The 9,957-nt window shown below is 71.5% G+C and carries 2 protein-coding genes; both read left to right on the forward strand.

All coding sequences use genetic code 11. The annotated features are described in order from the left end of the window. Window positions 1-4,119, forward strand: a 4,119-nt coding sequence (locus ACWEPL_RS64025) for an SDR family NAD(P)-dependent oxidoreductase (RefSeq protein WP_452442736.1), incomplete at its 5' end; no start/stop codon positions are given. Between the two features lie 49 nt (window positions 4,120-4,168). Beyond that, window positions 4,169-9,957 (forward strand): SDR family NAD(P)-dependent oxidoreductase (locus ACWEPL_RS64030; protein WP_452442738.1); only part of this gene is annotated, 5,789 nt, incomplete at its 3' end.

The raw sequence follows: 9,957 nt of genomic DNA on the forward strand, positions 1-9,957 counted from the left end.
ACCCACTGGGCCCACCACGCCCGCCAACCCGTCCAATTCGCCAACACCATCACCCACCTCCACCACACCGGCGTCACCACCTACCTCGAAATCGGCCCCGACACCACCCTCACCGCCATCGCCCCCCACAACCTCCCCACCACCCACACCACCACCCACTTCACCCCCACCCTCCGCAAAAACCACCCCGAAACCCACACTCTCCTCACAGCCATCGCCACCACCCACACCCACAACACCAACACCACCCCCAACTGGACCACCCTCATCCCCCACGCCACCACCACCGACCTGCCCACCTACCCCTTCCAACACCACCACTACTGGCTCGAAGCGCCCTCGACCGTCACGAACGTCGACGGGCTGGGCCAGGCCCCCGCGGACCACCCCCTGCTGGGCGCCGCGGTGGAGCTGCCCGATCAGGGCGGAGTGGTCCTGACGGGGCGGATCTCGGTCGCCGCGCACCCGTGGCTGGCCGACCACGCGGTGGGGGAGAAGGTCGTGTTCCCCGGCACCGGGTTCGTGGAGCTGGTGGTGCGCGGGGCCGACGAGGTCGGTTGCTCGGTAGTGGAAGAGCTGACGATCGAGACGCCGCTGGTGATCGAACGGGACGAGTCGATCCTGATCCAGGTGGCCGTGGCCGCCGCCGACGAGGACGGCCGGCGCGAGGCGACGGTCTACGCCCGCAGCGGTACGCGGCCATGGACACGTCATGCCGCCGGGATCGTGGCCACGGCGGACAGCGGCGACGCGGCGGGCTTCGACTGGAGCCAGTGGCCGCCGGCAGGAGCGCAGGCGGTGGACGTGTCGAACCACTACGAGACGCTGTCCGCCGCAGGGTACGGGTACGGACCGGCGTTCCAGGGACTCAAGCGAGCCTGGGAGCACGACGGAGAGGTGTTCGCCGAGGTGGAACTCGGCGAGCGGGAGGCCGCCGAGGCCGGCCGCTACGGCATCCACCCGGCGCTGCTGGACGCGGCCCTGCACGCCATCGGCGTGGCCGAGCGGCTCTCCGACGACTCGAAGATCACGCTGCCCTTCGCCTGGACCGACGTGCGGCTGCACGCCTCCGCCGCCAGTCACCTGCGCGTACGCCTGCGCCGCGCCGACGACGGCGCGGTGACCCTGGAGACGGGCGACTCCGCGGGACAGGCCGTGGCCTCCATCGGCTCGCTGATCCTGCGGGAGCTCGCTGACCAGAAGCTGACCGCGACCGCGTCCTCGTCGTCGCTGCTGCGCATGGACTGGGTGCCGCCGGCGAACGATCTCGCGGACGCCCCGGTGGGCGACGTGGCGGTGGTGGGCGAGCGGTGGCCCGCTCTGGCGGCGGCGATCGAGTCCGCCGGCGGTGGTGTCGAGGAGTACGCGGACGCGGCGGCGTTGGGTGACGCGGTCGCGTCCGGGCAGGCTCTTCCCGCCGCCGTGGTCATGCGCATGCAGGCGGCTGCCGGGCAGGACACGCTTCCGGAGGCGCTGCGGTCGGAGCTGGACCGGGTCGTGGGTGTGCTGCGCGATTGGCTGGCCGATGAGCGGCTGGCCGAGACCCGGCTGGTGCTGGTGACCACGGGTGCGGTGACGACCGGAACGGAGGCCGGCAGCGCCGGCGGTGGTGCTCTGGTCGAGGCGGCGGTGTCGGGTCTCGTGCGCTCGGCGCAGGCCGAGAGCCCCGGCCGGATCCTCCTGGTGGACGTCGACGATGCGGCCGATTCGCTCACCGCGCTGGCCTCCCTCCTGAGCGTGGAGGACGAGCCGCAGCTGGTGGTACGCGCCGGTCGGGTGCTGGTGCCCCGTCTCACCCAGGCGAACACCTCCGGCGAGCTCCCGACGCCCGACGGACCCGACGGCTGGCGGCTGGACAGCCCCGCCAAGGGCTCCATCGACGGGCTGACCTTGATGTCGGCCCCGGAAGCCGGCCGGGAGCTGGCCGCCGGTGAGGTGCGCGTGGACGTCCGCGCGGCCGGCCTGAACTTCCGCGACGTGCTCAACTCCTTGGGCATGTACCCGGGTGAGGCCGGGGCGATGGGCGTCGAGTTCGCCGGCGTCATCGCCGAGGTCGGGCCCGGGGTGGACGGGCTGAACGTCGGCGACCGGGTGATGGGCATGGGCGAGGGGACGTTCGGTCCCCGCGTGGTGGCTGATCACCGGATGATGGCGAGGATGCCGCAGGGGTGGAGTTTCGCCCGCGCGGCGTCGGTCCCGGGAGCGTTCGCGACCGCCTGGTACGGGCTGGTCGACCTGGCCGGGCTCAGCCGTGGGGAGCGGGTGCTGATCCACTCCGGTGCAGGTGGGGTCGGCATGGCGGCCATCCAGATCGCCCGGCACTTGGGGGCGGAGGTGTTCGCCACCGCCTCACCCGCCAAGCAACACCTGCTGCGCGCACTGGGCGTGGCCGACGACCACATCGCCTCCTCCCGCGACCTCGACTTCGCCGACGCTTTCACCACGGTCACCGGAGGTGAAGGGGTGGATGTCGTGCTCAACTCGCTGGCCGGGCCGTTCACCGACGCCTCCCTCAACCTGCTCGCCCCCGGCGGGCGGTTCGTCGAGATGGGCAAGACCGACCTGCGTGACCCGGCGGACGTCGAGAACAACGGAATCCGGTACCGCAGCTTCGACCTGATGGACGCCGGGCACGAGCGGATCGGGCAGATGCTGGCCGAGCTGCTGGACCTGTTCGCGGGTCAGGAGCTGGCGGGTCTGCCGGTGCGGTGCTGGCCGGTCCGGCAGGCCCGCCAGGCGTTCCGGCACATGGCCCAGGCCCGCCACACCGGCAAGATCGTCCTGACCATGCCCCGCGCACTGGATCCGGACGGCACGGTGCTGATCACGGGCGGCACGGGCGGTCTGGGCGCGATCCTGGCCCGCCACCTGGTCACCGAGCACCAGGTCGGGCATCTGCTGCTGGCCTCCCGCCGAGGAGACCAGGCCCCCGACGCCGACCAGCTCCGCACCGACCTGGAAGCAGCCGGCGCAACGGTCGAGATCACCGCGTGCGATCTGTCCGACCCCGAGCAGGTCACCGCGCTCCTCGACCGCGTCCACAACGGACATCCCCTGACGGCGGTCTTCCACGCCGCCGGAGTGGTGGACGACGGCGTGATCGGCTCGCTCACCCCGGACAAGATCGACCGGGTACTGCGGCCCAAGGCCGACGCCGCCTGGCACCTGCACCAAGCGACCCACCACCTCGACCTGGCCGCGTTCGTCCTCTACTCCTCCTCGGCCGCGACCCTCGACAGTGCCGGACAGGGCAACTACTCCGCCGCCAACGCCTTCCTCGACGCGCTCGCCATCCACCGCCACGCCACCGGCCTGCCAGCCCAGTCCCTCGCGTGGGGGGTGTGGGCGCCGGAAACGGGTGGTATGACGCGCCGGCTGGGCGACATCGACCTGGAGCGGCTGTCCCGTTCGGGGTTCACCGCGATGGGCGCCGCCGAAGGCATGCAATTGCTGGACGCCGCCCTGACCATGGCGGAGCCCTTCCTCGTACCGCTGCCCATGGACGCCCGTGCTCTCGGCGCCCGCGAGGACGGCATCCCCGCCGTCCTGCGCGGCCTGGCGCGCACCCCCGCACGCCGTACCGCCCAGAGCGCGCAACCCGCCTCGGACGGCGAGTCGGCGCTGCAGCAGCGCCTGGCCGGGCTGCCTCCGGCCGAGCAGGAGCGCATGCTGGTCTCGCTGGTACGTACGGAGGCCGCCGGCGTGCTGGGACACGCCTCCGAAGAGCACGTGGATCCGGACAGGAGCTTCAGCGAACTCGGATTCGACTCCCTGACGTCGGTGGAGCTGCGTAACCGGCTCGGCAAGGCCACCGGACTCCGGCTGCCGGCGACGCTGATCTTCGACTACCCCAACGCGGTCGCCATCGCCGAGTACATGGGCAGCCAGCTCCTGCCGAAGAAGGAACCGGCCGAGTCGCAGGTACTGCAGAGCCTGGACGAGCTGGGCCGGCTGCTGGGCAAGATCGCCATCGATGTCGAGGCGCGGTCCGAGATCACCGTTCGCCTGCAGAAGCTCATGGACGAGTGGCGCGGCGACCGATCCGGAACGGACGAGGAGAGCAAGGTGCGCACGGCGAGCGCCGACGAGCTCTTCTCGCTGATCGACCAGGGCCTCTAGGTCCCCCAGGAAACGCAAACTCGAAACCCCTCAGGGAAGGCGGGACGGCATGGCTGACGAAGAGAGGCTCCTCGCGTACCTGCGGCGAGTGACCGAGGATCTCCAGCAGGCCAACCGACGTTTGCGTGAGGTCGAGGAGAAGGAGCGCGAGCCGATCGCGATCGTGGCGATGAGCTGCCGCTACCCCGGTGGGGTGAACTCGCCGGAGGACCTGTGGAAGCTGCTGCTGGAGCGCGAGCAGGGGATCGTCCCGTTCCCGAAGGACCGGGGCTGGGACCTGGAAGCGCTGTACGACCCCGACCCGGACAGCAGCGGGACGACTTACGCGCGCTCGGGCGGGTTCGTCGAAGGGGCGGACGAGTTCGACCCCGCGTTCTTCGGGATCAGCCCGCGTGAGGCCGTGGCGATGGACCCGCAGCAGCGGCTGGTGCTGGAGGTCTCGTGGGAGGCCCTGGAGCGGGCCGGCCTCCATCCGGCTTCGTTGCGCGGCACCTCCGCGGGCGTCTTCATCGGCGCCTTCGCCAACGACTACGAGGTGGGCCGAGGCCCCCTGCCCGAGGGCAGCGAGGGTTACCTGGGAACGGGCAACTCAAGCTCCGTCATCTCCGGCCGGGTCGCGTACACGCTGGGCCTGGAGGGGCCGGCCGTCACGGTGGACACCGCCTGCTCCTCCTCGCTCGTCGCCATCCACATGGCCTGCCAGTCGCTGCGCGCCGGAGAGAGCACGCTCGCGCTCGCGGGCGGCGTGACGATCATGGCCACGCCGGAGCTCCTCGTGGACTTCAGCCACCAGCGCGGCCTGGCGCGGGACGACCGCTGCAAGGCGTTCTCCGATGAGGCCGACGGCACCGTCCTGTCCGAGGGTGTCGGTGTGCTGGTGCTGGAGCGGTTGTCGGACGCGGTGGCCGCTGGTCATCGGGTGTTGGGGGTGATCCGTGGGTCGGCGGTCAATCAGGACGGGGCCAGTAATGGTTTGACGGCTCCGAACGGTCCTTCGCAGGAGCGGGTGATCCGTCAGGCGCTGGCCAATGCGGGGTTGTCGGGTGCTGAGGTGGACGCGGTCGAGGCGCATGGCACGGGGACCGCGCTCGGTGACCCCATCGAGGCGCAGGCGTTGCTGGCGACGTATGGGCGGGATCGGGGTGCGGCCGAGCCGTTGTGGCTTGGGTCGGTGAAGTCGAACATCGGGCACACGCAGGCTGCTGCGGGGGTGGCCGGTGTGATCAAGATGGTGCTGGCGATGCGGCACGGTCTGTTGCCGCAGACCCTGTACGTGTCCACGCCCACGACTCATGTCGACTGGGAGCAGGGTCAGGTTCGGCTGCTGGAGCAGGCGCGGGAGTGGCCGGAGCCGGACGGCCGGCCGCGGCGGGCGGGTGTGTCGTCGTTCGGCGTGAGCGGGACGAACTCGCACGTGATCGTGGAGCAGGCTCCCGAACCGGAGCCGCAGGAGGAGGAGTCTGGGAGCGCTCCTGTCATCTCCGGTGTGGTGCCGTGGGTGGTGTCGGGACGCGGTGAGGAGGCGTTGCGCGCTCAGGCGTCCCGGCTGGCCGAGTACGTGGTGGCACGGCCGGAGTTGCCGGTTGGCGAGGTCGGGCTGTCGCTGGTACGCACGCGGCCGGTGTTCGAGGACCGTGCCGTCGTCATGGGCGCCGACCGGGAGGAGCTGCTGGGCGGGCTGCAGTCGCTGGCGGCGGGGGAGCCCGGTGCCGGGGTGGTGGCCGGTTCGGTGTCGGGTACGGCGTCGGGTCGTCGGGATGCGGTGCTGGTGTTCCCGGGGCAGGGGGCGCAGTGGGCCGGGATGGGGGTGGAGCTGGCGCAGGCGTCGCCGGTGTTCGCCGCCCGGTTGGAAAAGTGTTTCGCCGAGATCCGGCGGTGGGTGGACTGGGACCCGGCCCAGGTCCTGGCCGACGCCGATGGGGCGGGGCTGGACTCGATCGAGAGACTGCAGCCGGTCGCCTTCGCGGTCGGAATCGCGCTTGCTGAGCTGTGGGAGTCCATCGGCGTCCGCCCGACGGCGGTAGTGGGCCACTCGCAAGGTGAGGTGGCGGCAGCCTGCGTGGCCGGGGTGTTGTCGCTGGCCGACGCCGTGCGGGTGGTGGTGTTGCGCAGCCGGCTGTTCGCCGCCGAGCTGTGGGGACGCGGCGCGATCGCCGCCGTGGGGCTGCCCGCTGAGGTGGTGCGGGAGCGTGTGGGCGAGGGGTTGGAGGTGAGCGCGGACAACGGGCCTGCCTCCTGCGCGGTGGCCGGACCGACCCAGGCGCTGGAAGAGCTTGTCGAGCGTCTGCGCGGTGAAGGGGTACGGGCGCGAGTGATCGCGACCACGGTGGCCTCGCATTCGCAGATGGTCGAGCCGTTGCGCGAGCAGCTGCTGGAGATGCTGGGCCGCATCGAGCCCGCGCCCGGCCGGGTGCCGGTGTATTCGACGGTGACGGGCGGGGTGCTGGCGGGCTCGGAGCTGGGGGCGGAGTACTGGTTCGCCAACGCGCGCCGGCCGGTGGACTTCCAGGGCGCGGTGCGAGCGTTGCTGGCCGATGGCCGCACCGCGTTCATCGAGGTGAGCCCGCATCCGGTGCTGACAATGGCGGTGCAGGACATCCTGGACGCCACCGGCACATCGGGCGTTGCGGTGGGATCGCTGCGTCGTGGCGAGGGCGGCCCCGACCGGTTCCTCCGCTCAGCGGCCGAGGCGTTCACCGCCGGTGTCGCCGTGGACTGGGAACGGCTCCTCACCGTGACCGGCGCAGGCACCGAGCTGCCCACGTATGCGTTCCAGCACCGGCGTTACTGGCTGGAGCCCGCCACGACCGGTGTGTCGGACGCGAGCGGTCTGGGCCAGGCCCGCGTGGAGCACCCGCTGCTGGGTGCGGCGGTGGAGCTGCCCGATCACGGCGGGCTGGTGCTGACCGGCCGGATCTCCACCGCCACGCATCCCTGGCTGGCCGATCACGGGGTAGGGGAGACGCTGCTGTTCCCCGGCACCGGGTTCGTGGAGCTGGCCGTGCGGGCGGGCGACGAGGTCGGCTGCCCGGTGGTGGAGGAGCTGACGCTTGAAGCGCCGCTGGTGATCGAGGGCGACGAGGCGGTCCAGCTCCAGGTGGCGGTGTCCGCCGCAGGAGAGGACGGCCGCCGTGAACTGGCGATCCACGCCCGCACCGGCCGGCGGCCTTGGACACGCCACGCCACTGGAACCCTCACCGAGACGACCGGCACCGCAGGCGCTGTCGATGGGCAGTGGCCGCCCGCGGGGGCGCAGGCGGTGGACGTGTCCGGCCACTACGAGGCACTCGCCGGTTCCGGATACGGGTACGGTCCGGCCTTCCAAGGACTCAAGCGGGCCTGGATCCGCGACAATGAGGTGTTCGCCGAGGTGGAGCTCGACGAGCGGGAGGCCGCCGAAGCCGACCAGTACGGCATCCATCCGGCTCTCTTGGACGCCGCCCTCCATGCCACGGGCCTGATCGAGCAGGCTGAGGGCGTCGTGCTGCCGTTCGCCTGGAACGGGGTGGAGCTCCTGGCTTCGGGCGCCCAGCAGGTGCGCGTTCACGTCCTTCCGACCGAGAGCGGCGCTTCCAGCATCCGGATCGCCGACGCCACCGGCGTCCCGGTCGCGGTCGTCACGAGTTTGATCACGCGTCCGCTGCCCGCCGGTGGACTGTCGTCGCGTACCCAGCCCGGGCACGACGCGCTCCACCACCTGCAGTGGGTGATACCGCCAAGCTGGAACCCACCCCATGCCCGAGGGCCGATAGCCGTCATGGAGACGGACGGCAGAGTGACCGAAGCCCTGCGCGGCGGCGACCTGGAGGTGCGCTCATACACCGATCTCCACGCGGCAGCGGAGGCCGACGGCATCACGACCCTGGTCATTCCTTGCCCGATTCCGCAGGCAGACGACCGGGAACCGCTGGAGGGCCTGCGGTCGGAGCTGGACCGGGTCGTGGGAGTGCTGCGCGATTGGCTGGCCGACGATCGGCTGGCCGAGACCCGGCTGGTGCTGGTGACCACGGGTGCCGTGACGACCGGTACCGAGGCTGGCAGCGCCGGTGATGGTGCTCTGGTCGAGGCTGCGGTGTCGGGCCTGGTGCGTTCGGCGCAGGCGGAGAACCCAGGCCGGATCGTCCTCGTGGACGTCGATCGCGCGGCCGATTCGCTCACCGCGCTGGCTTCGTTGCTGGGCGTGGAGGACGAGCCGCAGCTGGCGGTGCGGGCCGGTCGGGTACTGGTGCCCCGTCTGGCCCGGGCGGACACGTCCGGCGATCTCGCGACGCCCGAGGGGCCGGAAGCCTGGCGGCTGGACAGCCCCGTCAAGGGCTCCATCGACGGGCTGAACCTGATTCCGGCCCCTGAGGCCGATCAGGAGCTGGCCGCCGGTGAAGTCCGCGTGGACGTCCGCGCGGCCGGCCTGAACTTCCGCGACGTGGTCGTGACACTGGGCATGGTGCCCGAACAGGGCGGGCTCATCGGTGGTGAGTTCGCCGGGATCGTCTCCGAGGTCGGGCCCGGCGTGGAAGGGCTGCGGGTCGGCGATCAGGTGATGGGCCTGGGCGAAGGGACCTTCGGTCCGCGTGTCGTGGCTGATCGCCGGATGATGGCGCGGATGCCGCAGGGATGGAGTTTCGCCCGCGCGGCCTCCGTCCCGGGAGCGTTCGCCACCGCCTGGTACGGACTCGTCGACCTGGCCGGGCTCAGCCGTGGGGAGCGGGTGCTGATCCACTCCGGCGTCGGCGGGGTCGGCATGGCCGCCATCCAGATCGCCCGGCACCTGGGTGCGGAGGTCTTCGCCACCGCCTCACCTGCCAAGCAGCACCTGCTGCGGGCGCTGGGCGTGCCTGAGGGCCACATCGCTTCCTCGCGCGACCTGGACTTCGCCGACGCCTTCGCCGCAGCCACCGGAGGCGAAGGGATGGATGTGGTGCTCAACTCGCTGGCAGGCCCGTTCACCGACGCCTCCCTCGACCTCCTCACCCCTGGCGGGCGGTTCGTCGAGATGGGCAAGACCGACCGGCGCGATCCGGCCGACGTCGCGAACACCCACCCCCACGTCCGTTACCGCAGCTTCGACCTCATGGATGCCGGGCACGAGCGGATCGGCCAGATGCTCGCCGAGCTGCTGGACCTGTTCGCCTCCCAGGAACTTGCCGGTCTGCCGGTGCGGTGCTGGCCGGTGCAGCAGGCCCGCCAAGCATTCCGGCACATGGCCCAGGCCCGCCACACCGGCAAGATCATCCTCACCATGCCGCGTAACCTGGACCCCGACGGCACCGTACTGATCACCGGCGGCACCGGCGGCCTGGGCGTCATCCTCGCCCGCCACCTGGCCACCGAGCACCAGACCAAGCATCTGCTGCTGGCCTCCCGCCGAGGAGACCAAGCCCCCGACGCCGACCAACTCCGCACCGACCTGGAAGCAGCCGGCGCAACCGTCGACATCACGGCGTGCGATCTGTCCGACCCCGAGCAGGTCAACGCACTCCTTGACCGGGTACCCGCCGAGCACCCCCTGACAGCGGTCTTCCACACGGCCGGGGTGCTGGATGACGGTGTGGTCACCTCGCTCACCCCCGACAAGATCGACCGGGTACTGCGGCCGAAGGCGGACGCCGCCTGGCACCTGCACCAGGCCACCCAACAACTGGACCTGGCCGCCTTCGTCCTCTACTCCTCCTCGGCCGCCACCCTCGACAGCGCCGGACAGGGCAACTACTCCGCCGCCAACGCCTTCCTGGACGCCCTCGCCATCCACCGCCACACCACCGGCCTACCCGCCCAAGCCCTCGCCTGGGGACTCTGGCACCAACCCAGCGGCATGAGCGCCCACCTCACCACCACCGACAT

The sequence above is a fragment of the Nonomuraea sp. NPDC004186 genome (genome assembly GCF_053603495.1).